The sequence below is a fragment of the Photorhabdus thracensis genome (assembly GCF_001010285.1).
GTDB lineage: Bacteria > Pseudomonadota > Gammaproteobacteria > Enterobacterales > Enterobacteriaceae > Photorhabdus > Photorhabdus temperata.
This window is the reverse complement of sequence record NZ_CP011104.1, coordinates 4445063-4467951: the sequence shown is the minus strand read 5'-3', so window position 1 is coordinate 4467951 and position 22889 is coordinate 4445063. Positions and strand designations below refer to the sequence as shown.

Annotated in this window: 21 protein-coding genes; 8 read left to right on the top strand and 13 right to left on the bottom strand. The window is 40.2% G+C overall.

Annotated features, from left to right (window positions below):
- Positions 1-390: 390 nt before the first annotated feature.
- Positions 391-1998, top strand: a complete 1608-nt coding sequence (locus tag VY86_RS19520; RefSeq protein WP_046976199.1) for an ABC transporter substrate-binding protein — start codon at positions 391-393, stop codon at positions 1996-1998.
- A gap of 141 nt (positions 1999-2139) precedes the next feature.
- On the opposite strand, the gene VY86_RS19515 is transcribed toward VY86_RS19520, so the two are convergent.
- Together VY86_RS19515 and VY86_RS19510 are read right to left on the bottom strand one after the other, a co-directional pair.
- Positions 2140-2358, bottom strand: a complete 219-nt coding sequence (locus VY86_RS19515; RefSeq protein WP_046976198.1) for a hypothetical protein — start codon at positions 2356-2358, stop codon at positions 2140-2142.
- Between the two features lie 669 nt (positions 2359-3027).
- Positions 3028-5412 (bottom strand): hypothetical protein, encoded by a 2385-nt coding sequence (locus VY86_RS19510; protein WP_046976197.1) that lies wholly within the window; start codon positions 5410-5412, stop codon positions 3028-3030.
- Between the two features lie 584 nt (positions 5413-5996).
- Here VY86_RS19510 and VY86_RS19505 point away from each other — a divergent pair.
- Positions 5997-6596 (top strand): lytic polysaccharide monooxygenase, encoded by a 600-nt coding sequence (locus VY86_RS19505; protein WP_052760877.1) that lies wholly within the window; start codon positions 5997-5999, stop codon positions 6594-6596.
- Positions 6597-6716: 120 nt separating this feature from the next.
- Here VY86_RS19505 and VY86_RS19500 read toward each other — a convergent pair whose 3' ends face one another.
- The 7 genes from VY86_RS19500 to VY86_RS19470 all read right to left on the bottom strand — a co-directional run bounded on the left by VY86_RS19500 (position 6717) and on the right by VY86_RS19470 (position 11926).
- Complete coding sequence (locus VY86_RS19500; RefSeq protein WP_046976196.1) at positions 6717-7883, bottom strand: glutathionylspermidine synthase family protein; 1167 nt, start codon at positions 7881-7883, stop codon at positions 6717-6719.
- Positions 7884-7935: 52 nt separating this feature from the next.
- Entirely contained in the window at positions 7936-8847 is a 912-nt protein-coding gene (locus VY86_RS19495) for a DUF1190 domain-containing protein (protein ID WP_046976195.1), read from the bottom strand.
- 12 nt (positions 8848-8859) lie between these two features.
- Positions 8860-9297, bottom strand: a complete 438-nt coding sequence (locus VY86_RS19490) for a DUF350 domain-containing protein (RefSeq protein WP_046976194.1) — start codon at positions 9295-9297, stop codon at positions 8860-8862.
- Positions 9298-9960 carry a YjfK family protein gene (locus VY86_RS19485; protein ID WP_071881052.1) on the bottom strand — a complete coding sequence of 221 codons (663 nt, stop codon included), beginning with the start codon at positions 9958-9960 and terminating at the stop codon, positions 9298-9300.
- A 77-nt stretch (positions 9961-10037) separates the two neighbouring features.
- Complete coding sequence (locus tag VY86_RS19480) at positions 10038-10724, bottom strand: PspA/IM30 family protein (RefSeq protein ID WP_046976193.1); 687 nt, start codon at positions 10722-10724, stop codon at positions 10038-10040.
- 20 nt (positions 10725-10744) lie between these two features.
- Positions 10745-11131, bottom strand: coding sequence for a DUF2170 family protein (locus VY86_RS19475; RefSeq protein ID WP_192903234.1), 387 nt, complete (start codon positions 11129-11131; stop codon positions 10745-10747).
- 177 nt (positions 11132-11308) lie between these two features.
- A complete protein-coding gene (locus VY86_RS19470) occupies positions 11309-11926 on the bottom strand; it encodes a LysE/ArgO family amino acid transporter (RefSeq protein ID WP_046976191.1) in 618 nt (205 codons plus the stop codon).
- 697 nt (positions 11927-12623) lie between these two features.
- Between VY86_RS19470 and tus the strand changes: the two genes are divergently transcribed.
- The gene (gene tus / locus VY86_RS19465; protein ID WP_046976982.1) at positions 12624-13550 is read left to right on the top strand and encodes a DNA replication terminus site-binding protein; all 927 of its coding nucleotides are present in this window, start codon (positions 12624-12626) and stop codon (positions 13548-13550) included.
- 80 nt (positions 13551-13630) lie between these two features.
- Here tus and VY86_RS19460 read toward each other — a convergent pair whose 3' ends face one another.
- Positions 13631-14029, bottom strand: a complete 399-nt coding sequence (locus tag VY86_RS19460) for a type II toxin-antitoxin system VapC family toxin (RefSeq protein ID WP_052760876.1) — start codon at positions 14027-14029, stop codon at positions 13631-13633.
- Positions 14010-14267, bottom strand: coding sequence for a type II toxin-antitoxin system Phd/YefM family antitoxin (locus VY86_RS19455; protein WP_046976190.1), 258 nt, complete (start codon positions 14265-14267; stop codon positions 14010-14012). Before VY86_RS19455 ends, VY86_RS19460 begins: the two co-directional genes overlap by 20 nt.
- Before the next feature lie 193 nt (positions 14268-14460).
- Between VY86_RS19455 and VY86_RS19450 the strand changes: the two genes are divergently transcribed.
- Entirely contained in the window at positions 14461-14700 is a 240-nt protein-coding gene (locus VY86_RS19450) for an MbcA/ParS/Xre antitoxin family protein (protein WP_071881081.1), read from the top strand.
- Positions 14701-14768: 68 nt separating this feature from the next.
- On the opposite strand, the gene fumC is transcribed toward VY86_RS19450, so the two are convergent.
- A complete protein-coding gene (gene fumC, locus VY86_RS19445) occupies positions 14769-16163 on the bottom strand; it encodes a class II fumarate hydratase (RefSeq protein WP_046976979.1) in 1395 nt (464 codons plus the stop codon).
- Between the two features lie 179 nt (positions 16164-16342).
- On the opposite strand from fumC, the gene manA reads away from it, so the two are divergent.
- The 4 genes from manA to VY86_RS19425 all read left to right on the top strand — a co-directional run bounded on the left by manA (position 16343) and on the right by VY86_RS19425 (position 20800).
- Complete coding sequence (manA, locus tag VY86_RS19440) at positions 16343-17515, top strand: mannose-6-phosphate isomerase (RefSeq protein ID WP_046976189.1); 1173 nt, start codon at positions 16343-16345, stop codon at positions 17513-17515.
- Between the two features lie 139 nt (positions 17516-17654).
- The gene (locus tag VY86_RS19435; protein WP_046976188.1) at positions 17655-19205 is read left to right on the top strand and encodes a YdgA family protein; all 1551 of its coding nucleotides are present in this window, start codon (positions 17655-17657) and stop codon (positions 19203-19205) included.
- Between the two features lie 77 nt (positions 19206-19282).
- A complete protein-coding gene (gene add, locus VY86_RS19430) occupies positions 19283-20284 on the top strand; it encodes an adenosine deaminase (RefSeq protein WP_046976187.1) in 1002 nt (333 codons plus the stop codon).
- A 195-nt stretch (positions 20285-20479) separates the two neighbouring features.
- Complete coding sequence (locus tag VY86_RS19425) at positions 20480-20800, top strand: hypothetical protein (RefSeq protein ID WP_158019988.1); 321 nt, start codon at positions 20480-20482, stop codon at positions 20798-20800.
- Between the two features lie 75 nt (positions 20801-20875).
- Here the strand turns inward: VY86_RS19425 and VY86_RS19420 are convergent, their stop codons facing one another.
- Entirely contained in the window at positions 20876-21913 is a 1038-nt protein-coding gene (locus VY86_RS19420; protein WP_046976644.1) for an IS5 family transposase, read from the bottom strand.
- Positions 21914-22889 lie beyond the last annotated feature (976 nt).

Sequence of the window (22889 nt, the reverse complement as noted above, 5' to 3'; positions counted from 1 at the left end):
TCTGGTTAACCCGTTAGTACTGAAACGAATAAAAGCATGGTTACCACATATTTAGCTATAAAGTAGAAGGATATTTTTAGAATCTATATCCCAAGTAATAGGAAGCATTGTTAAATAGAGAAAGAGAATCTCACAATATTGATGAAGTTCTGATAAGTATTTTATACAAATACTCAATTATAGTTATCACTCTCACTTCAAACTTATGGTGAGAACAAATAGGATATTCAATAGAATAAGTCTGCCAACGACTGAATGACTACCAGAGGATTCTATAACAATAAACATATCTCCGTATCTGGACAGGATTATTTCCGTAAGAATCAATACCAAACATTGATTAATCAGCAATATCAATTTAAAAAATGAGATATTATTGGAGAGAGAATAATGAAAAGAGTAATAAAAAACATATTTTTATTCACTGGTTTTATAGTTGGCAATTTAACATTATCTCACGCAGCTATTATTCCAGAAAATACAATGTTGGCAGTTAAGCAAGATATCGTTCGTAATAATGGTTCAGAACCTGCGTCTCTTGATGTCCATAAAGTTGAAAATGATGTTGAATTTAATATTATTCATGACTTTTTCAGTGGGTTAATCAGCACAGGCAATGACGGAAAAGTCAATCCTGATTTAGCGACTCGTTGGGAAACTAAAGATAATAAAGTCTGGTTATTTCATCTAAGAGAAGGAATAAAATGGTCTGATGGCTCACCTATTACTGCCCATGATGTTGTTTTTAGTTGGCGACGTTTAGTTGATCCCCAAATTGCGTCGCCATACGGCAGTTATCTTGGAAACATGCATATAATCAATGCTAAAGACATTGTTTCCGGCAAGAAAAAAACCGATGAATTAGGTGTTAAAGCATTGAATAATTTGACAGTGGAAGTCACATTAGAACGGCCCGTATCCTATTTTTTACAGATGCTGGCTTATCCTGTTATGGTGCCTGTCAGCCAAAAGGTGGTTGAAAAATATGGTGATAAATGGACTCACCCAGATGTATTTGTTAGTAGTGGACCATTTAAATTATCTGAATGGGTGGTTAATGAAAAAGTCGTTGGCGTCAGGAATTCTCAATATTGGGACAATGCACATACTGTTATTAATAAAGTGACTTATCTTCCCATCGCATCAGAAACAGCAGATGTGAATCGTTATCTGGCCGGAGAAATAGATATAACCAAGAATATTCCCTCTGTTTTATTTCAATCTTTAAAAACTAAATTAGGCGATCAAATTCACATTACACCCGCATTAGGGGTTTATTATTACGATTTTAATAACCAAAAAGCGCCTTTTAATGATGTCAGGGTAAGACAAGCATTAAATTTAGCTTTAGATAAAGAGATCATAGCAAATAAAGTCTTAGGACAAGGCCAAGAACCCGCCTATAACCATACCCCACCCAATACCGGAGGAATGAATTTAGAGCAGCCTGATTATGCATTATGGACGCAGCAGGCAAGAATTGAAAAAGCCAGACAGTTATTAAACGAAGCCGGTTATAATATAGATAACCCATTGAAATTTAAACTTCTTTATAATACATCAGAGGAGCATAAAAGAATTGCGATTGCCGCTACTTCAATGTGGAAAAAAAATCTGGGTACAGATATTGTTTTGCAGAATCAAGAACGAAAAGCAATGTTGGATGTCATTCATCAAGGTAATTTTGAGATGGTGAGATATGCACGGATTGCTGATTATAATAGTCCTGCATCGTTTTTAAATAATTTTGTGACTAATAGCTCTAATAATACTTTCTTATATAGCAATGAAACTTATGATGATTTGATAAATAAAGCCAAAGTAACAAATGATCGAAAATATTTTCAGCAAGCAGAAAATATTCTGGCAAAAGATGTACCAGCAATTCCTGTTTATTACTATATTGGGGCCAGATTAGTAAAACCTTATATTGGCGGATATCATCTGAGCCCACTTGGCTTTGTATCGTCGAAAGATCTTTATGTTATTAAGCATTAGCAGAGTATTATTATCATATTTAAATGGATATTACGGTTTTAAACAGTTTGATTTGTTTTAGACCGTAATATATTGACAAAACTTTATGACTATTAAAAATAAACTATTAGCAGAAAGTTGATGGTTTGCTTTAATTTTTCGTTATATAGGCTCTACTACTACACTAGCCTCCAGAATACCTTCAACCTCATTTTCCAGTTCATGTTCGGTTAAGTCGCCATTATATATAATAGTAATTATGCCAAAATTATTCTCTGGTTCATCCCATACATCAGGATTCTCATTAATATAATTATTAATAACGTCATCAACATCTTCCAAACTATTATATGGAATAAAAGTAACTCTCAGTGGTGGCATGATATTATCCTATAGTATTAAATTTAAAATACTGTTTATGTATTATTTATAATTATCAATATGTTTAGTAATATTAAAGAATTATAACATATAGAGACCCATTAGTTCCTCCGTTATTCAATGTAAACCCTGCATTTGTAGAAAAAATATATCCTTCTAATTAAACAATAGTATAACTATGTAAAAAGTCAATCATCAATATAAATATTGATAATTGGATGTTTATTCCATTTTATTATTAGTGGCACCCTATTTCACCCAACATCTAAAAGCAATATATGCCTGATTTTGAACAGATTACGAGTTATCTGAAAATAAATTAAAAGTTAAATGCCATCGCAGCAAAAACCAAGAAGATAAAGAATGAGTGTGGCACTATTATGAAACCTTATTTAATCTCACTACTTTAGTATCTTCCAAGATAAATAACAGGTACAATAACGCCTTTAAAATATCAACTAGGATTATTATTACAAAATAATAAAAATATTGACTATAGAAAAGACATTAATACATATTGAATTATGTATATAGAGAATTGAGATACACCAAATGAATTTCAGAAATTTATTGATGCAGCAATTATTCCGTTCAATATCCAATATGGGAACAAAATGGTACTGTTCCCATTTCTTACTGATTGCCATCCAAACAGTTAATACTCGTTATTTACTTCAAAGTATCATTAAACGTTACAGGATCATCACGATAAGCGTTGAGTTTATCTCTGACCCAAGAATCAGGGTTACCTACTGTTGAAACAATACCGGTAGTAGAACCTCCGCCAAGCAGAACAGCGAAAATACCCCGTAGTGCGAAGCCAAGGTAAGCGGGCTGTGACAAATCAAACGGTACAGCGCGCTCATATAGAGCACGAGATGTTGGCCCTACTTTTGCTGTCAATGGTGTGCTGCTTGCCGGAATCTGCCACGGCATAACCGGTTGTTTCAATTGTGCGCTTATCGCACTGCAAAAATCGTAATAAACACCCCATTCTAATGGGCCATAACAATAAACGTTGTCATAAGAACGCTGAGTGAGATCATCCGCTTCAGCTTCATAACGGTCAATCGCCAGGAAATCTGTGCTATTATTTTCAGCAAATACACCCAGAGAATTGACATAACTTACTACCTCCCCGGCTATTTGTATTGGATCGCCACCTTCATATATCCATTCAGACCTTCCGGTGCCCCACAAATTAATTTGCCAGCCGAATACCATATTCGGTGCTATTGTATGGACTAACCAGTTTACACTTTGCACATAGCCTTGAATGTCGTCAGTAATATAGGCAGGAATTTGAGCACTAATACTCCAGTGATCGAGCGCATCTTGTAAAGGTTGACGTACCGGCATTGCGTAATCCGCCGATAATCCAGCCTGTTGACACCCACCGATAAAATCCGGGTTCACAATAAATCCCGCAGGTGTCTCGTGAGTGCTATCAATATAAGAGTTGGCAATATTCAGTGCCAGGATAAAATTGGCATATCTGTGCGTGTGAGCATCCATATCCGCCAAAACACTCTGAACATCACCACCGGAAAGGTTACATGTGTAGGAAATCATTACCGGTAATACCGGCTGCCCATCATTAAGAGTTTGTTCAATGCTGCGAGCCAGATCTATTGTTTTCCTAACCGCAGGATCATCAGTGAGAAATTGGGTGGGGTCGCCGGCTCCGTCAATGCCAGCGTATTTGAATACCGAAGAGACGCGTGCAGCAACAAAATCATCAAGATTGGTCGGTGTCAAATCGGCGTAACCACCAAAGGCCAGAAAGTCAGGGAAGCCTTTCACCGCCAGGTTAGCCGATTTTTCGATCCGGATATTCAGCACATTCTGGTCACCAGAACTTATTGTGATAGAGCCAGGCACAGAAACGACATAAACTGTTTTCGAGACGATAAAATTGCTGGCTTCAACAGTGTAAGTACCTGGCTTGACAGAAACCGGCCACGTTGAATTTCCTGATATAATCTGGATTTGTTGTTCATAATCCATCTCTTCAGATGATAATCGGATTGATAATCCACCTTGCAACACATCACTGGTTTCTATTGTCACCGTTAATTCAGGGAAATCAGTTGTATCTACATTATCTATTGTGACTAAATTGGCAGTGTATCTGACATCAATTAGTTCATTTTGTAATTCCACCGGAAGAACATCAAAAGTGTATATCTGGTTATTGAGGTTTACAGTGTCAATAACAATATTAACTACTCCGCTACTGTTTAATTTGCGTAACTGGGTGGTTTCATTCACTTTAGTAAAGAAATTAGCAATTATGTCACCGTGTATCGCATCTAATACCGTAACGTTCAATATCTCATGTTCAAGCCCTGGAATATCATCAACGGTAAAATCAATGGAGCAGTAGTATTCAACTTGACCAAAGTTGATCGACGCCTCTGTCGTTTCGCCTGTAATAACCTCTATCGTAGCCGGAGTAACTAATACCGGAGCCACCACAGTTAAATCTGTATTTTCCAGATCTGGAGCACTCAACGAATAGTCACCAGCCAGGATGCTTTCCTGCTGAGTTGTGCCCATTACCACATTTGCTGATACGGAGTACCCGCCTGCGGTAGTAAACAACACCGTAGGTTGAAGGTTATCCAATGCAGGATCAGGTGATGCTGCACAGGTAATATTAACCGTGCCATTGATCACTGGTGCACTGTCTGCGGCAAAAACAAAGGAATCAAGATATTTATTGGGATCTGTTGTCAGATCTCCATTAACACCAATGGTTATTGAATTTGAATCAATAAATACATATGGATTTGGGAAGGTTATTGTTACCGTTACAGAAAATGTATTGGCATCAATAGAGACATTTTGAACATCAATATCCCAATTTTGCCATTCGGAAAATGACATATTTATATAGGTTGACGATATTGAGGCCGGAGAAAGAAAGTTAAAACTTAGATAGCTATCAATATGAACCTGGTATCCGGTATCATAATGTAAGTTATTGACAGTAATGGAACCATAATACGGTATAGCACCAGGATCCACAACAGCATTATATAAAATACTCACTATAACCTCTGCTATATATCAAAATTGAAATAATATCCCTTGGAGTTTCAGGGACTGCTTTTCCCCAATAGAAAGCGGATGAATTAGCTTTCTGAGTAGAAATTGATAATTCAATTGGCTCTGATTAAATTAAAAAGAGAGAATTAATATAGTAGAAAATTTAACTTTACTAAATTAATATCTTTTTTATATATTTTTACGATATGATTTAATATTTTCATCAATCTATATCATTATTCCATATCGATAGTTTTCACCATTCAGATTATCTGCATAAGAATAGACTGCCAAAAACACATCACCATAACTATAAGTAAGTGTTTTTAAGTTAATAAATGCTATCAAAACGCACAGGTTGTTTATAGCATAAACTATGTCAAATAAATTAAGAAAATCATATCCTTTTATATTATAAAAAATAACAACAGGCACATTTTAGACAAAACTTCAATAGCTTAATATAATTAGATTGTTAATCAACTTATGAAATGGATAATCATATTATATTCACCTAAAATGAATGATTAAGTCCCGGGGCTTTATTTATCATAGATAAATCATCCTGTCTGATGGAGGACACTATTATGTATAAACATAAAGTGAGAAATATGACTTTAGCCACTACGATAATTGCAGCTTTATTTAATGGTGCCTGGGCTCATGGTTATATTGATAGTCCAGGAAGTCGAGCATTCCTTTGTTCTGCTCAGGGAAATAAACAAAATACGGATTGTGGGCTGGTTAAATATGAGCCTCAATCTCTTGAAGCTAAAAAAGGCTTCCCACAAGCAGGTCCTGAAGATGGTCATATTGCCAGCGCTGGAATTGGTCACTTTGGGGAGTTGGATGTTCAAACAGAAGATCGCTGGCAAAAAATTCCTATTACTACCGGTAATATTGAATTTAAATGGGAAATTTTAATTCAACACAAAACTGCAAGCTGGGAATATTTTATTACCAAGCCAAACTGGGATCCTAATAAGCCTTTAACCAGAGAGCAATTTAATAGCACACCTTTCTGTTTTGAGAATTACCAGGAGAAAATGCCAGGGAATCAAGTTATTAATAAATGTACCTTACCAGAAGGATATCAAGGTTATCACGTTATACTGGGTGTCTGGACTGTTGCAGATACCCTTAACGCATTTTACCAAGTCATTGATACAACAATTAATCCTGCCTGATTTTAGCACATATTATATAATAATTTGGGAACAGCATGCCGCTGTTCCTTTTAATTGTTCCTCTGGCTGTTTTATGGTGATAGGCTCATTTGTATTAATTGTTGAGATAAGGGGCTGTAATCAGCCTAAAATAATATGAGGCACACATAACGATGTGTCCTTTGTTATTTGGCCAACATCTTCCCTCACCGATAAACCAGCCGGTCTGTCATTAATGAGCCAGCTACCGATAAGAACGTGATTATCACCGAACTTTGGTAACGGGCTATATTGTTGCACGATGTAACCTTCTTCCCCATAAGGTCCTCCGACTTTCTCAATCACCTTGCCATTCTTGTGAATACTGATGTTCGAACCTTCGCGGCTAAATATTGGCTTTATTACATAATGCGTCAAGCGTTTAGCTTTCGGGTCATCAGCAAAGTAAGATTCAAGCAGGTTTGGGTGCCCTGGGAACATTTCCCAAAGCAGCGGTAAAATTGATTTATTCGAGGTAATACACTTCCACATTGGCTCAAACCAGTTAACGCCAGCGGTTGCCAAGTGTTGAGCATACTCTTCGCGAAACATAAACTCCCACGGGTACAGCTTGAATATAGAGTCGATGATCTTACTATTGTTGTCGGTAAACTTACCGCATTCACTCAGACCAATATCTTCAACATAGACAAATTCTGTGTGAATGCCGGCATCTTTGGCGCAATCAGCCATGTACTCGACCGTACCCCGGTCTTCTTCTGTATCCTTACAACATGCAAAGTGAAGCGTGTTGAATGGCAGGAACGGTTTAAGTTCATAGAAGCGATTCACAAGTAATTCTTGTAATAAGTTGAACTGGTCCGCAGAACGTGGCACTTCTCCACGGTCAACTTTGTCTTCCAGCCACAACCAGCTAAAGAAGCCAAGTTCATAGATCGAGGTCGGTGTATCTGAGTTGAATTCTAATAATTTCGCCGGATTTTTACCGTCGTAGGCAAAATCGAGTCGGCTATACAAGCTCGGATCCTGGCGCTCCCAAGATTCACGAACCAACGACCACATTGTTTCTGGAATTTGAAATTTAGCCATCAACTTGTCGCTACTAACCACTCGCTCTACTGCTTGCAGGCTCAGTTGGTGGATTTCTTCTGTCGGCTCTTCGATGTGTTCCTCAATCTGCCTGAGAGTGAACTGATAGTAACGGTCTTCCGTCCAGTACGGCTCATCATCAATTGTGTGGAAACCAAAACCAAATTCTTTGGCGCGCACTTTCCAATCATGGCGTGGTGTCGTTGGGATCTGTAGCATGACTTTGACCTCCCGATACTTCTTGTCATCCTGAATTAGCTGTCAAAGCGGGTTAACCACCCCAGCTTGATCTGGCTGAGGATGTTGAGCCAAAACCACCTTTAGACTTGGTGGTTACGATTGGTTTATTGTAATCAGGGAACCGGGTGAAACCGTCCTTAGCGCGAGTTGAAGAGCCGATACCAGCGCCACCGTAATAGCTTGTTTCAGATTGTTGTTCCCTCTCACGATTTAGGCGTTCTCTATACATTCTTTCCCTATACGCACTATCTCTGTTCTTGAGCAGTTCAGATGCTATATAAGCAGACCCTATAGTGCCCAGTGTCGAGTTCATACCCGCAGAAGCATTTGCTGTCCCCGAAGAGATTTCTTGCTTAGGTGGCAGGCGGACGGTTGCCAATGGATGCAAATAACGCTGGTTCATCTCGAACTGGATATTGTCCATATCTGAGTAAGAACCAATCACCTTACCATCAGCGAAAAATAGATTGCCGTACAGGTCACTATAGCTTGATGTTGAAGTGAAAATGGGTTGGTAGAATACATTACGGTATTTGTCAGAAATGTTGTACTCATTGAAATACTCAGGCTTTACATCCGCCATCATGAAGGCAGCCATCTTTGGCCGGTAACCAAGCTTGCCCGGCATTTCTTCACACTCACCGTATTCAAGTTTGCACATTGCTTCTTGTCTGAACTTCTGCGATGTCCGATCTGCTTCCCGCAATGCTGCCTTATACGTGGTTTCACATTCAGCAGCAATCGTATTCTGTGGATCGTTCTGACAAGCCGCTAAATCCTTATAAAGCTTGATTGACAGTTCATCCGTCGATTGACCACAGCCCACTAGCGAACCAATACTGAGTGCCAGCGAAGTCAGTGAAAAGGTACGCCAATATTTACGTTTGCTTTCAATGTTGATGCCTGTGCTACGCATTCTGCGCCTTTTGTTCTCGTTCGTCATACAGCCTCTGGATTAGTAAGTCATGCAAGCTGCGTTTAGAAGACCAACAGAGATTGAAACTGCTGCCAGAACTACGGCGGCTGGGATCTCATTGTTCTCAATGCGGGATACAATTTTCGGCATCATGAATACGCGAACCATGAAGAAACCGGCAATCTGCGCCAGTAGTGCAATAACACCCCACATCACGAAATCAGTAACACCTATAGAGTTGCTTGCTGCACTCGCAATGGCGATGGTATAACCTACCAGAGCGCCGCCTAGCGATACTGCGGCGGCCGTATTTTTTTCTTCTTTGATCAACTTCCATTCATCCTGTGGAGTAACCATGACATAGATGAATTTGAATACAATGAAGAAAACAAGCGCCAAACCAAAACACAAGCCAAAGTTGGTTACACTATCAATAAATTGAGTTAAAGCTTGTTCTTCATCTGCGAGTGTAATCATTTATGCTACCACTTTAAAATCTGTTTGATTAAGTTGAATACCGGTGCTTTTTACCATCAGCCGGTCTAAGTTGTTGCCTACAATCTTCTCTTCGCCCGCAATCAACAGCTCCTCTGTTCTGTTATCTGAAACCTGGCGAGTGTAAACCATCATGAATTGGTCAGTTTCAGTAATGGTGCCGTTCTTATGGTAGGTTTTCTCAGTAACAGCGACAGGTTTCGTGTTGTCCCACAACCGGGAAAACTGGGTACCATCAAGGTCATATTGTCCGTTCGGTGTGACAATACCGCTTTTAATCAGCGCATCCCACTGAGTTTGGGCGTCGATCGGACTGGTTTCGTAGAAATACCAAAGGCTCACCTCTTTCACCCCATCATCGCTTTCGTTTTCTTGAAGCACCTGGAGGTAGCCTTCATCATCGGTGTAGTAGCGAACCAAACGTACATTATCGCCAAGATCGACAACACCAACAGAGCATATAAGCTGAGTTGAGGCAGCGTTTTCGATGGTAAGGTCAGACTCGATCAGTTTTAGTATCAGCGGGTCTATCTCAAGTGCACCGCCAATACGCAAACCCAATACTTCTGGTACCTTCAGACCAACAGACGCAATTTCTTTATTGTTGAATGCTCTCTTAAACGCCTCAGCGATTTTGGAAAACATAGAAACATCCTTTGAATTTACAGAGGAAGACCCCGCCCCACTTAAGGAGCAGGATCTTGACTAACAAACCTGGGAGATTACTTGCCAAGAATGCGGGCAAGTTCATCTTCTGCGGACGCGGAGCTTGAGGTAATGCCAGCCTCTTTAAGCCTTTTGTCCAAATCGCTTGAAGTAGCACTATCATGAAGCTCTTGTTGGGCCTCGAACTTAGCGGCTTTTTCAGCCTGACGCGCTTTGATACGTTCAAGCGAATCAAGCGCAGTAGATGTTTTTGACGACGCGCCAACTACAGAGTTGTGGGTTGCAGCCTGTGCTTTCTGTACTTGTTCAGTGGCCTTAACAAGGTCAACCTGATTCTCAAGCTGAGACACTTTTTCTTTAGCTTCTTGCACAATACGGCGGTGGGTAGCTTCAGCCGTCTTGAAAGCGTCCAGCTGTGATTGCCCTGTTTCCAGTTCGCCACGCAGGCTCGCAACTTTCTGAGCACATTCCAGCGCAAGCCCATTGTCACCTTTATTGGCAGCAGAGCGAGCATGCCCTTCATATTCGGTGATGCTGGTTTTGATAGCTGAAACCTTTTGCTTTGCCATTTTGCGCTTGGCGATAATACTGATCAAACTGTCATCAGCACGGCGGATTTCTGCTTTAGCCTCACGAATTTCCTGATCAAGAATGGTTAATGCATTCTCGTCAGCCACAGTTTCTACTGCATTGTTTACAGTACCTTTGATCGCTTTAAAAAGCTTTTTCCATACACTACTCATTGGTATTTACCCTAATGTTGTTATTTCAGAAACTCAGAATATGCATCAAGAAGTTCATTGATGTTGGCGAACAACATAGAGACTTCGATGACAACACTTTCCACTTTTGATTCCGAAGACAGAGCGCCAAAAGCGGTATAATAAGATTGACCATCTACTTCGGTAATTCCAACAGAGGTCAGAGGGATCATCTTATGCGTTTCTAAAATGAATTTATTTAAGGCGGCAGTATCCGAAACATGCTCTTCCGAAAATATTAACGCTTCTACTGTGATTTGTTTTCCACAAATTGCCAGATGCGCCTTAACACCATCTTCATTAGTGATAACAAGGCACTCACCTGTTTGCTCTACAGTCCAGTTATTATCAGACTTTTTAAGAGCGGTAATGACTTGATTTAATTCCAAGCTATTTACTCCAATAGTTTGCGTGATTTTCCAGTAACACGCCATATGTTACGTTCAAGTGATTATAAACTTAGCACTTAATCACATTAATTTTAACAACTATTATACTTAAATAAATAGTAGATCACTTAAGGAATTCAATTTAGTTTGGTTTGAGAAATCTGAACTTTTGTCAACTCAACCACCGAAAGTACGCTGTAACAACCAACAAGCCGTAATGAACAGGATAACAGCAACAACACATTCCATAATGCAACGCTGCCAGGGTTTCGATATGCAGGCCGAAAACCAACGTGAGCTATAAGCCAGACCGTAGAACCATATGGCCGAGGCCGCAAGCGCGCCAGCCACGAATAAAATCCGATGATTGGCAGGATAAGGCGCTGCTGTTGATCCCAAGATGACAACAGTTTCCAGCAGAGCTAAAGGATTTAGGAACGAAAGACCAAGCCCACGTTTCACCATGTCGAAGGGACGGGTATTTTGTTGCTCGCCAAGGGAAACAATCGCCCCACCCTCATTCATAGCCCGGCGCCCCGCCTGAAACGTCAGAAATAGCAAGAACATTACCGTGAGTAACGTCAAAGCCACCGTAATTCCCCGGTTTAACGCAATGATACTTCCAACACCCAACGCACCTGTGATAATTAGGATTACATCGCAAATCACAAAAACTGAAGCGAGCAAACCAACCCGGTCATTCAACAAGCCAACCCGGAGAATTTCCATGTTTTGTGGGCCAATCGAAACAACAAGCCCTAAGCAAAGTATAAAACCATTAACTAACGCTAACATAATCTTTCCAAAGTATTGTTTCTACCAGATAGGATCACCTCCTCTACATCAGGATGCGTGCTGAAAGTTGCGTTGGGCTTGTTCGTAAATGCTTAGTGTCCTCTTTGATCATTAAATTGTTCATAATATCGACCTCAAAACAACATTGACACAGTAAATTAACTTGCTGACAAGTCGCGATGATGCCTCTAAGCATAGGATAAGGAATGTTATTGCACTATTAACATCATCACAATTATTAATTAAATTTATGTTTTTATGAGAATGTTCAGATGTAGACCTTAGAATGAGGCTTCTTTTTTCCTGACTAAAATTCCTTTATCTACGTTTATGCTCTGTTCTGACTGAAATATCAGGGATGCTATCAGTCGGGATTATAATCATTCTAACTATGCACCATATTGAATATTCTATAATTATTAATATCTTTATAAAGTTTAATATAAAAATCATAACTGAATTAAATTCCCAAGGAGTCAAATCATAAGCCAAATATTAATATAATGAAAACACTCACGCAGGCCATTGACTGCGCTTTTATCCATGTACGTTATCAGGATGAGGTTTTAGAAGGCAACCGCACCGATCTCAGTCCGCCACTTATAGGGGTAGTGATTAGTTATTTGACTGAGGAGCTTGAATTTTGCACTTTTTGTTTTATAATCAAAAGTATGTTGTAACTAATTTTGTTATTCATATGAGTAAATACTTATCAATTGAAGATTTGAATAGTTGTTTTCAAAAGCAAGAGAATAAATTGAGACAACTGCATGAACTCTTTCTCTGCTATTCTTTATTGGCCGCTCATGTGTTTGTTCTGCCTGATGTCAAAAAAGGCAGCGAACATGATCCAATAACAGAAATAACCGTTAATGAAATTTCAGGTAATGAAGCATTAAATTTAGGTTTAAGCCATTATCAGAAGCTATTTATACATCACAATAATCAAAATATTAGCAGTAAAGCGGCTGTTCGCTTGCCGGGTGTATTATGTTTTTCTGTGAATCAACAGCAATACCACTCTGCTTTAAATCTGATTGAGGAGATTAATAAGTTAAAAGCAGAACTTGAACACATCGTCACGGTGCAATCAGGTGTGAATAAAGAGCAGCGGTTTGAGTTTGTTCATAATCAGTTACATGGATTGATTACACTAAACGCTTACAGAGCAATCACTCCCCTTTTCAATCCTGATTCAGTGCGTTTTGGTTGGGCGAATAAAAACATCATCAATAAAGTCACAAAAAACCAAATTTTGGCGCGTTTGGAGAAAAGTTATAACTCAGGACGTTCTGTTTCCCCCTATTCCCGGGAACAATGGGCAGAATTTGTTGCCAAAGAAATTACTGATATAAAAAAATTGCCGGATGATGTGATTTTAAAAATAAAACGTCCAGTGAAAGTACAACCTATTGCACGGGTCTGGTATACAGAGCAGCAAAAGCAAGTGCAATACGCCTGCCCTCTTCCACTAATTGCGTTTTGTGTTAACTATGGCAGAAACCCGCCAAAGATCGGCGAATTGCCTGATTATGATGCCTATGCAATAGTACATCGCTATAAACCCAAAGCTAAGCCATTGGAGTTGGTTATTCCAAGACTGCATTTGTATCGTGAGATTTAGTGCATGACTGTTATTTGACAGCATTAGTCATTTGTCATAAAAAAATGACTAATGCTGTGCTTATATTATGAGGCCGTTAATCAGTTACATACCTCAATCTTAATATACTTACCAGCATGTTTGATGATTTTTTCATCTGCCGTAATGAAAATCATTTTTTCCAATTTAGTCTGTGAGACCAGAATTCTATCAAACGGATCTTTGTGCATCTTATCAGGCAAGGTCAATACGTTAACTGTATGTTCACCTTTTATCGGTAGTTCTTTAAAACCATTATCCAGTAATTCTTTGCGTAGAACATACGGCTCAATGTCTATTTCCCCAAGATCATATTTGATAGCCACTTCCCAAATGCTGGCTGCACTGAAAAAGACCTGATTATCAAAATTGGTGAGAATGTCCATACATTTCTGATTCAGCTTCGTTGGAACGATGGACGCCCAAATTATAACGTGAGTATCAAGCAGATAAGCCATCATCTTCACTTCCTTCGAACAAACTGGTAATCGTCTCATCCTCGCTATCGAAATCCGCAGGGCAAGAGAATTGTCCAGCAAGAAAGCCCAGTTTGCGTTTAGGCTCTTCTTCCCTGTAAGGCATGACTTTGGCTATAACTTTACCGTTGCGCGCAATAAGGAATGGCTCCCCGGTTGTTGCCACACTGTTTAGCAGTTTGGACAGATGTGTCTTAGCTTCGTAGATATTGATTTTTTCCATCAGCAAGGCCTCATTTTTAAACCTAAAGTCATTATCTACAGCTCTCAGACCTAGTCAAGTTAACCAGATCAACAGAATATTTGATACTCATAAATAAATTGGTTATTCCGAAACTGCATTTAGCATGATTACTATTTGACCTCCTTAGGTCATTTGTCTATCACAAAAGTGACAAATGACTAACGAGGTGCTTATGAGAATATTTACACCAAACCATAAAACACAAAGCAACCCACTTTGGAGAACAGTTGGTTTCCCTTCAAGCAATGCTGTAGATTTATTCGATGGCGATAAAGATAAAGCAACTCAGTGGATGAAACGTCCCGTTCGAGGGTTAGGATACGCCACGCCTGAATCAATGCTGGATACAGAAAGTGGCGCGCTGGATGTCATCAATCTCATAGGCAGAATTGAACATGGAGTTATATCGTGATCCTATACCGGCTCATACGGAAATGAAAACCGGAACACAAGGCTCCGGTTCAAATAGCTAAACAGCGATTATTTCAAGCTGCCAACCATATCTTCAGGACGAACCCACTCATCAAACTCAGCGTCTGTCAAATAACCCAGTTTCATTGCGGATTGTTTCAAAGTCAGCCCTTCTTTATGCGCTTTCTTGGCAATTTCCGCTGCTTTGTCATAACCGATATGGGTATTCAGCGCCGTGACCAGCATCAGCGATTCATTCAGCAACTGCGTAATACGATCGCGGTTAGGCTCAATACCTACAGCGCAATGCTCATTGAAGCTGCGCATACCATCAGCCAGCAGGCGAACAGATTGCAGGAAATTATCAATAACCATCGGGCGGAACACGTTCAGTTCAAAGTTGCCAGACGCACCACCAATATTGATAGCAACATCATTCCCCATTACCTGGGCGCAAAGCATCGTGACCGCTTCACACTGAGTCGGGTTAACTTTACCTGGCATGATTGAACTGCCTGGTTCGTTTTCAGGAATTGAAATTTCACCGATGCCACAGCGAGGGCCGGAAGCCAGCCAGCGAACATCATTGGCAATTTTCATCATGGATGCAGCCAGACCTTTCAATGCACCGTGAGAATGAACCAGAGCATCACAGGTAGCCAGCGCTTCAAATTTATTTGGTGCAGTAACAAATGGATGGCTGGTCAATTCAGCCAGCTTTTTAGCAACACGCACAGCATATTCAGGATGGGTATTCAGACCGGTACCAACAGCCGTTCCGCCCAATGCCAGTTCACAAACATGTGGAATACTGTCTTCGATGTGCTTCAGGTTATGCGTCAGCATTGCCACCCAACCCGAAATTTCCTGACCAAGGGTCAATGGCGTCGCGTCTTGCAGGTGAGTACGGCCAATTTTGACAATATCCTTATAAGCTTCAGCCTTATCAGCCAATGTTTTTTGTAATACTTTCAGCTCAGGAATAAGGTGCTCACGCAGTGCAATAACAGCGGCAACATGCATTGCTGTTGGGAAAACGTCGTTCGAACTCTGGCTCTTATTCACATCATCATTAGGATGGATAAGACGTTCACCGCCCCGCACCCCACCAAGGATTTCGCTACCACGGTTCGCCAACACTTCGTTCATGTTCATGTTACTTTGTGTTCCGGAACCGGTCTGCCAGATAGCAAGAGGAAATTCTGTCGGATGTTTACCTTCCAGCACTTCTTTCGCGGCAGCGATAATTGCGTCACCCCGTTCTTTCGGCAGAAGGCCCAAATCCATATTCACACTGGCCGCAGCCTGTTTGGTCAACGCAAGAGCATGGATCAATGCAACAGGCATTTTCTCCTGCGAAATGCGGAAATGCTCCAGTGAACGTTGAGTTTGCGCTCCCCATAATTGGTCAGCAGGTACTTCGATAGGCCCCATTGAGTCTTTTTCAATGCGAGTGGCTGCCATTATTACTATCTCCTTAACACACAGAATAATCGAATATGCATAACCAGCCTTTGCAGATAAACTGATTGGCATTCCACCATCATGCCACATATTAGTTCCTGATTATGCCGACCAAGTCGTGTTTATTGTATTGTGGCCTGAAGGAAATAGATTGATTTTTTAAAAAGAGAGCAACGACCATGTTGAAGATGATAAATCAAATCCAACACTATTCATGGGGGAGTAAAACCGCCCTGGCTCATATTTATGGTGTTGAAAATCCAGATGATCTGCCAATGGCTGAATTATGGATGGGTGCCCATCCTAAAAGCAGTTCGATTGTGGCAGATCCTGAAACTGGAAAACCAGTTGCTTTAAATGAATTAATAGCCAGTGATCCGGAAAAATATCTGGGGAAAAAGGTTTCGGACAGATTTCACCGTTTACCGTTCCTATTTAAAGTGTTGTGCGCAGCTCAACCTCTCTCTATTCAGGTTCATCCTGATAAAGCATCCGCCGAAGCAGGTTTTACCAAAGAGAATAACGCCGGTATTCCACTGGACTCACCTGAAAGAAATTACAAAGATGATAACCATAAGCCCGAATTGGTTTATGCCCTGACGCCTTTTCGGGCCATGAATGGGTTCCGTCCATTAAACGAAATTGCACAGTTATTGGAAGTTGTTACCGCCGCACATCCCAAGATTCAGTTTTTCATTCAGAAACCAAACGAACAGAATCTTGCTTTTTTATTTTCCCAATTACTCCATATGAGAGGCAAACAAAAACAGCTGGCGCTTGGTGTATTAAAATCAGCACTGAACAGCCGTATTGGCGAACCATGGGATACCATTAAAAAAATGACGGAGTTTTATCCTGACGACAATGGCCTGTTTACCCCACTTTTACTCAATGTTATTGAACTTGAACCCGGCCAGGCGATGTTTCTATGCGCCCGCACGCCTCACGCTTATCTGGAAGGTGTCGCTCTTGAGGTTATGGCAAATTCAGATAATGTCCTGCGGGCAGGTTTGACCAATAAACGTATGGATATTCCTGAGTTAATGGCAAACCTTGATTTTGTATCAAAACCAATAAACACACTATTAACCCTGCCAAAACAGCATAAAAAAGCGCAAAACTTCCCTGTTCCTGTCAATGATTTCGCATTTTCTGTTTATTCTTTATCAGAACAGCCAATTATTCTTGAAAATGATTCAGCATCGATTGTTTTTTGTATTGAAGGTCAAACAGTTATACAATCTGGTGAACACCAATTAAACATTTTCCCAGGTGAGTCAGTATTTATTTCTGCGACAGAAAAGGCTGTGGTTATTCACGGTGATGGTTTTACCGCCCGGGTTTTTAATTAATAATGCGGGGCTGGGTTTAAAGCTTAATTCATAGGCTGTTAAACATGACGTAAATTCCAAGCGTTTTTAACGGCCATTTTTATACGAAAAGAGTGCATATTTACCTGCTAAATATGGACTAAGAGGATAGATTTACATTATGAAAAAATCGTTAGTGGCAGTAGGCGTTATTGTTGCCTTGGGTGCAGCCTGGACTGGGGCTTCATGGTATACAGGTAAACAAATCGAACAACGTATCGGCCAATCAGTTTCCCACGCCAATGCTGAATTGGAAAAAGCATTCCCTGAAACGGGTCTGGTACTACAGAGTAAAGATTTCCAGCGCGGGATATTCAGTTCTGATGTGCGACTTGTCTTAACGGTTAAAGATGGCGTTAAAAATGCAGAAATCAAGCCAGGTGAAGAGATTTCAATTAAGTCTGTGATTGATCACGGCCCTTTCCCACTGGCACAAGTGAAGAAATTAACACTTATTCCTAGCATGGCTTCCGTTCATTCCGAACTGGAAAATAACGAAGCACTAAAACCACTATTCGCAGTGACTAAGGGAAAATCCCTGTTTACTGCTGATTCCCGTGTTAGTTATAGCGGTTCTGTTATTTCCGATGTGGATATTATCCCCGTCGATTTTGAACAAAATGGGGCTAAATTCAATTTTTCCGGTGCCAAATTGACTTCAGATCTCAGCCGTGATCTGAAAGAGATATCACTGGCAATAAAGAGTGACCAACTGACCATCAATAAAAACAACGAAAATTTTGTTGTTAAAGGGATTGATTTGGACCTGTCCAACAAAAAAGGCAAATTTGATATCTATGTTGGCGATCAAAACATCAACATTCAGGAAATCAGCCTGAAAGGGATCGGCAATGAAGATATGGTTCTTTCCGGTGTTAAGATCAACTCAAACATCGGTGAAGACGAAACTAATCTGAAAGGGAAAATCACTTATAGCTTAGATGGCCTCAAACTGAAAAATACCGATTTCGGTTCAGGGAAATTTGCTATTACCGCGGATCGTCTGGATGGTGAATCTGTCCGTAAATTCACTCAGGCATACAATGATGCCACAGCTAAATCCCTCACGTCTGACGATCTCTCTTCCGATGCGGCAAACGCGGCCATCATTGACGCCGTTTTTTCTAACTTTCCTATCCTGCTGAAAAACAATCCACAATTTGGTATCGAACCCCTGACCTGGAAAAATGCTAAAGGTGAAAGCAGCATCAGTTACAAAGTAAGCCTGAAAAACTTACCAAAAGATAAAAGCAATCTGTCTGCAATGAAAACCGAAGACGCTATCCGCACTTTAATTCAGGATATGTCTTTGAATGTCACCTTACCAAAACCTATGCTGACTGAATTCGCAACTCAGGCAAAGATGATGAATGGTATGGATAAAGCGAAAGCTGAGGATGATGCGGCAAAACAGATAGAACAGTTTGAACAATTCGGCCAACTGTTTAAAATCACCACTGTTGATAAAGATGCCATCAGCATTAAGTTTAACTATGCAGACGGTAATGTCGAAATGAACGGTAAGAAAATGCCCTTACATCAGTTCATGTCTGAATACAATTTAGCCGACCCTTCTGACGATGAAGCAACGCCAGAACAAACAATGCCAGAAAGCGACACTCACAACAGTAAAAAGGTACAAATAGAAGGTACTGTGAAGCCGGCACAATAAAACGGCTACAAACGCTTTTGTTAAATTGCCAGTCAACCAATTTGACTGGCTTTTTTATATAAAAAAGGACCTGGAATATGATTGACATACAGCTCCCGCTGACAGATTTACACCGCCATCTTGATGGAAATATCCGGCCAGCGACCATTTTAGATCTCGCCCGCCAGCATAATATCCAACTTCCGGCTAATAACCTGGCATCACTGCTCCCCCACGTGCAACTTATTGACAATGAACCCGATCTCGTCAGCTTTTTGCAAAAATTGGATTGGGGAGTGGCAGTGCTGGCTGATTTGGATGCCTGTCGTCGTGTCGCCATCGAGAATGTTGAAGATGCTGTCAATGCCGGGTTGGATTATGCCGAATTACGTTTCTCCCCTTATTACATGGCAATGAAGCATCAATTGCCGGTTGAAGGCGTTGTTGAAGCCGTTATCGATGGTATCCATTCCGCCTGTCAAAATAACGATATCGATATTCGTCTTATCGGTATTCTGAGCAGAACGTTTGGTGAACAAGCCTGTACTCAGGAACTGGCTGGCCTGCTGGTTCACCACCAGCATATTACTGCATTGGATCTGGCGGGTGATGAATTAGGTTTCCCCGGACATCTTTTCCAATCTCATTTTACCAAAGCCCGTGATGCCGGCTGGCAAATAACCGTCCATGCCGGCGAAGCGGCTGGCGCTGAAAGTATTTGGCAGGCTATTCGTGAATTAGGTGCAACTCGTATTGGTCATGGTGTAAAAGCGATTACCGATCCGGCTCTGATGGATTATTTGGTTGAAAACCGTATTGGTATTGAATCTTGTTTGACATCTAACCTTCAAACAAGCACTGTTAATTCTTTATTGAACCACCCACTGAAACAATTCTTGGAAAAAGGTATTCTTGCTTCCATTAATACAGATGATCCAGCCGTTGAAGGTATCGAAATTCGCCATGAATATGAAGTAGCTGCACCTGCCGCGGGTTTATCTGCCGTTCAAATCCGTCAAGCTCAAATTAATGGGCTGGAAACCGCTTTTATCAGTGATGCAGAAAAACAAGTATTACGAATGAAAGCAGCAAACCGTTAAATATAAACTTCTTTCTCAGGAATGGGAAACCCATTCCTGAGAATATTTTTCACTTGAACTATATAAGATATAAAAGCTTTTCTACAAGACAAAATGTTATTGTTACTTGGGATTAGTAAGAATATACTATTAATAGCCCTACTTAATTTTTAAGTGGGGCTATATGTGGTTTTTAAATATGTCAGGTTCGAAATTATGAAAAATCTATTTGTTATTATGATGTTCCTCTCCGCAATAGCCGGATGTTCCGATAAAAACAATCGAAATAGGCTAATTCAAACGAAAGAAGGGTTAAAATTTGAATTTTTATCCGGTGACAAATTTATCTTAACTCAAGCGTGTACAGATCAAATTGATTATTTAGGATCACATGATGGAATGAATGATGAGTTATCAGTGGTAGTGAAAAAAGATAAACCATGTTTTCCTCAATTTAATGCTGTAATCAATAAAAGGGAACCTCTAAAAACTCTCAATACAAAAAATAAGATCAATTTTGCACTCACCAATAAATGACCTTATTGTGTATGACTTTTTCTTGCTTTTTCAGGGGAAAAAATAAACTCATCGCTTTTTCATCACATACCGGAATTAAAAGGCATGAATGCCGGATTTTCCAAAATAAACCAAACGTTGTAAATTATAGCAGGTTGCCTTCAGAGTCATCGCAAAAGTGGCTCGCAGCTGGCCTATCGTTCGGATAAATTTTTCACCCATCTGAGAGAATGAGCCAAAGATATGTTCTACTCGTGCCCGGGTTTTCGCTATTTTCTTATTTCGGCCTTTCTGACAGTCTGATAAGGGCTTATTGCGTGACGCTTTCCTCTGAATATGAACACGATAGCCCTGTTCCTTCAGCTCACGTTCACGCATCTGGCTGGCATACCCTTTATCAGCATAAATGTCCCGACTTGTATTTGACCGATCCAAAACGGCTTCAAAAAACTGGCTGTCATGGACAGCTGCGGTTCCTGTCGCGATGTGGCGGATCACTTTATATTTTGTATCGACATTAATGGTCAGTTTATAGCCAAAATAACTTTTACCGTTCTTTTTCGTCCAGGTTGCCTCGGTGTCTTTCTGGCATCGTTTGTTTGCTGTCCAGTTATCCGGGGTTTTACCCTGACGGATTTGTTCATTCTCTTCCTTCTTATTGTGCTGCTTAGGAACTGGAATCAACGTGGCATCAATGATTTGACCCCCTCTAGGAATGAATCCCTGTGTCGAAAGCTGATGCTTCGCCTCTTCAAACAACGCTCTGGCACCTGCCTGGCCAATCCGTTTTTCGAAACACCAAATCGTGTTACGGTCTGGAATATTAATGACATCGGTCAAGCGACAAAAACGTTGCCAGCTCATTCGGTCAAGCAATTGATATTCCATCTTTTCATCGGAAAGATTATGGAAATGTTTCAGGATAATGATGCGAACCATCACCTCAGTCGGGAATGGCGGGCGTCCACCTTTGGGAGAAATAATACGTGGCGCGACAAGGTCTATGGTGTCAGCCAGTGCCGAGAAATCAACATACTTATCAAGAACAAGTAGCGGATCACCTAATTCATCGATTTTTCGACGGTGATATTCGGATGCCAGCTTGTCTTTTTTTAAAGCAGAACGAGGCGGTATCATGACAGCGCTACCTTGCAGAGATGTACTGTGCCTACATTTTACTCAATTTTGTGGCTGTGAAAAGTTTTTAGAGGTTCCCAAAAACATTGGAACCCAAATGACAATATCATTCAACGGTATTCCTATGTACACAACGACTATCCAAACCTCTTTACCTCCTTCGTTTATAATGGGGGCAAATGATAAAAAACAAGCCATTAGTATTGTGAACACATTAAAAAATTAGATAGGTTGCCCTAAGTAGTTTTCAAAATAGCCCTGTCATATCAACACAGATTTGTCTAGGTTTAACTCAGCAATACTCTCTAAATGTACACCCTACCTACCTTCTCTTCACAGGGTGATAGTAAACTCATTTACTGTCGTGTTGCACTTATGGTCTTATTCTTACTTTAAACGTAATCAATCAACTGTTTTATGTTTTAGAGGATGAAAGAATGACTTCACTTACAATGAATATACTTACAGTAGTTAAAGCACTCAAAGCATCGGGTTTTAATGATATGAGCAGTCTGAAAAAATCGTTGAAGTTATTGCAGAACTACAAAACACAAGTGCCGCCACCAAAGTAGATCTGACAGCTGCTACCGAAAGCATTAAAACCGATATTAATACCATAAAAACAGATTTAGATTGGATGAAGAAACTGATATTAGCTGTTGGCGTTACTGTTGTTATCGCGGCATTGAAATATATATTTATCTGTAGCGGCCCGCATTTAAAATATGGCGGGCTCGCATTTATCCGGTTTTTTAGCTCACATTAAGTGAAAATGAAATCGGGTTTAGGCTCATATTAACTGCAAATGAGCTTGCATTTACCTTTTTCGGCTCGCATTTCATTTCGACCGGCTCACAGTAACTGCAAATGAAATTTTCCGCTTAAACCAATCTATTGGATTGTATGGGTATACCCCATAAAGACAATGCAATGAGACAGTTTTTGTGTCTTATTAGGGTTGTTTTTGTCTCAT

What these genes read in the sequence shown, in the direction of transcription:
- VY86_RS19505 (WP_052760877.1), top strand. Translation starts at nt 5,997, where the DNA reads ATGTATAAACATAAAGTGAGAAATATGACTTTAGCCACTACGATAATT.
- tus (WP_046976982.1), top strand. Translation starts at nt 12,624, where the DNA reads ATGAGTAAATACTTATCAATTGAAGATTTGAATAGTTGTTTTCAAAAG.
- VY86_RS19435 (WP_046976188.1), top strand. Translation starts at nt 17,655, where the DNA reads ATGAAAAAATCGTTAGTGGCAGTAGGCGTTATTGTTGCCTTGGGTGCA.
- VY86_RS19480 (WP_046976193.1), bottom strand. Translation starts at nt 10,724, where the DNA reads ATGAGTAGTGTATGGAAAAAGCTTTTTAAAGCGATCAAAGGTACTGTA.
- VY86_RS19495 (WP_046976195.1), bottom strand. Translation starts at nt 8,847, where the DNA reads ATGACGAACGAGAACAAAAGGCGCAGAATGCGTAGCACAGGCATCAAC.
- VY86_RS19425 (WP_158019988.1), top strand. Translation starts at nt 20,480, where the DNA reads ATGAAAAATCTATTTGTTATTATGATGTTCCTCTCCGCAATAGCCGGA.
- VY86_RS19470 (WP_046976191.1), bottom strand. Translation starts at nt 11,926, where the DNA reads ATGTTAGCGTTAGTTAATGGTTTTATACTTTGCTTAGGGCTTGTTGTT.
- VY86_RS19515 (WP_046976198.1), bottom strand. Translation starts at nt 2,358, where the DNA reads ATGCCACCACTGAGAGTTACTTTTATTCCATATAATAGTTTGGAAGAT.
- fumC (WP_046976979.1), bottom strand. Translation starts at nt 16,163, where the DNA reads ATGGCAGCCACTCGCATTGAAAAAGACTCAATGGGGCCTATCGAAGTA.
- VY86_RS19490 (WP_046976194.1), bottom strand. Translation starts at nt 9,297, where the DNA reads ATGATTACACTCGCAGATGAAGAACAAGCTTTAACTCAATTTATTGAT.
- add (WP_046976187.1), top strand. Translation starts at nt 19,283, where the DNA reads ATGATTGACATACAGCTCCCGCTGACAGATTTACACCGCCATCTTGAT.
- VY86_RS19450 (WP_071881081.1), top strand. Translation starts at nt 14,461, where the DNA reads ATGAGAATATTTACACCAAACCATAAAACACAAAGCAACCCACTTTGG.
- manA (WP_046976189.1), top strand. Translation starts at nt 16,343, where the DNA reads ATGTTGAAGATGATAAATCAAATCCAACACTATTCATGGGGGAGTAAA.
- VY86_RS19455 (WP_046976190.1), bottom strand. Translation starts at nt 14,267, where the DNA reads ATGGAAAAAATCAATATCTACGAAGCTAAGACACATCTGTCCAAACTG.
- VY86_RS19460 (WP_052760876.1), bottom strand. Translation starts at nt 14,029, where the DNA reads ATGATGGCTTATCTGCTTGATACTCACGTTATAATTTGGGCGTCCATC.
- VY86_RS19500 (WP_046976196.1), bottom strand. Translation starts at nt 7,883, where the DNA reads ATGCTACAGATCCCAACGACACCACGCCATGATTGGAAAGTGCGCGCC.
- VY86_RS19520 (WP_046976199.1), top strand. Translation starts at nt 391, where the DNA reads ATGAAAAGAGTAATAAAAAACATATTTTTATTCACTGGTTTTATAGTT.
- VY86_RS19485 (WP_071881052.1), bottom strand. Translation starts at nt 9,960, where the DNA reads ATGTTTTCCAAAATCGCTGAGGCGTTTAAGAGAGCATTCAACAATAAA.